1 protein-coding gene and 2 pseudogenes are annotated in these 1,681 nt (G+C 75.4%); all 3 read left to right on the forward strand.

Going from position 1 to position 1,681, the window contains the following annotated elements; genetic code table 11:
• Positions 1-224: pseudogene (locus A3Q37_RS38185) on the forward strand (hypothetical protein); the annotation flags it as partial.
• A 123-nt stretch (positions 225-347) separates the two neighbouring features.
• Positions 348-1,130, forward strand: coding sequence for a TIGR03936 family radical SAM-associated protein (locus tag A3Q37_RS35100; RefSeq protein ID WP_065491272.1), 783 nt, complete (start codon positions 348-350; stop codon positions 1,128-1,130).
• Positions 1,131-1,358: 228 nt separating this feature from the next.
• Positions 1,359-1,681 (forward strand): annotated as a pseudogene (locus tag A3Q37_RS35105) (hypothetical protein); the annotation flags it as partial.

Raw genomic sequence — 1,681 nt, forward strand, 5'->3', positions numbered from 1 at the left:
AGGCGGGCCGGGCCGCCCGCGCGGCCCTCGCCACCGCCCGGGAAACCGTGCGCCAGGCGCGCCGCGACGCCTGGCGGGCCCTGGTCGGCGCCCCGGCCGGCGAACGGTCCCGGGAACCGCGAGGGATCCCTGCGCGTACTCTGGGTAGTACAACGACTGTCCCCAGCGCGGCGCAGGCGTCCGAGACCCCTCTGGGCGGCGATCCATTCGCCAAACAGGGGTGAGCCGGAGCGGCACCCCGGGGGCCACCCGTATTTCGTGGGCGGCGCGCCACCGCGCCCGCCCCGCACCGAGGAGAAGAACCACTGGGCAAGCGACAGCCCGAAGGCCCGCCGCCCGCACCGGCAGTGCAGCGCATCCGTCTGCGCTACACCAAGCGCGGCCGCCTCCGGTTCACCAGCCACCGAGACTTCCAGCGGGCCTTCGAGCGGGCACTGCGCCGCTCCGAGGTGCCGATGGCGTATTCGGCGGGCTTCACGCCCCACCCCAAGGTCTCCTACGCCAATGCCGCACCCACCGGCACGGGCAGCGAGGCGGAGTTCCTGGAGATCGCCCTCACCGAGGCCCGGGACCCCGAGATCCTGCGCGGACTGCTCGACTCGTCCATGCCGGCCGGCCTCGACATCGTCGACGCGGTCGAGGCCCGCACCTCGGGCCTGGCCGAACGGCTCACCGCCTCCGTCTGGGAGATGCGCCTGGACGGCGTCGACCCCGAGGACGTCCGTACGGCCGTGGCCGCGTTCAACGACGCCGAGACCGTCGAGGTCCAGCGCAAGGCCAAGAACGGCATCCGGACGTTCGACGCCCGCGCCGCCGTCGCCGACCTGCGGGTCGTCGACGCTCCGGCCGATAGGCCGGGTGAGCGGCCCTGTGCGATACTGCGCCTGGTTGTTCGGCACGTGACACCTGCCGTGCGACCCGACGACGTCCTGTCCGGTCTCCGAGCTGTGGCCGACCTGGCGCCGCCGGTCCCCGCAGCGGTGACCAGGCTGGCGCAGGGGCTCTTCGACGAGGAGTCCGGCACGGTGACCGACCCTCTCGCGCCCGACCGCGAGGCCGCCCCGACCGCACATCCCGCGGTCGCCGGGGCAGCCGTCGCGACGGCGCCGGAAGGTGCGGGTTCCGCGTAGGACGGTCGTTGTAGCGCAGCCCTCCGACCCGGGAGCCACCTGGGTCGGGCCGCGCACTGACCCACAAGACTTTCGCCAGGCCGTACGCACACCGCATACGGAACCGGCGAGCCAGACATCAGTTCCCGTGCGGCGCCCGCGCCCCGGACGGCGGTATCGCACCACTGCGGACCGAGCCGGACCGGAATCAGACGCGGCGCCCGGGAGCACGACGGGAGAACCGCCCGCATGCCTCAGCCGAACGAACCCGGCACGACCGGGAACAACGAAGAGAACACCCCCGGGGACAAGCTGCCGCCGCGCCGCAGGCGCCGCGCCGCCTCCCGCCCCGCGGGCCCGCCCGGCGCGACCGCGGCAGCCGCCGAGGACGTCACGCCGGCCATACCTGCCGCCGACTCAGCCGCCCCGGCCACGGACGACACGCCCGGCGAGACGGTCGCCGAGACCGCCCCGCCCGCCCGTACGCGCCGCCGCGCCGTGCGCAAGGCCACCGCGCCCGCGGGCGCCCCCGCGCCGGTGGAGGCGGAGGAGGCGGAGACCGCCGAGCCCGC

It is taken from the genome of Streptomyces sp. PTY087I2 (assembly GCF_001687325.1).
In the GTDB taxonomy this organism is placed as follows: Bacteria; Actinomycetota; Actinomycetes; order Streptomycetales; family Streptomycetaceae; genus Streptomyces.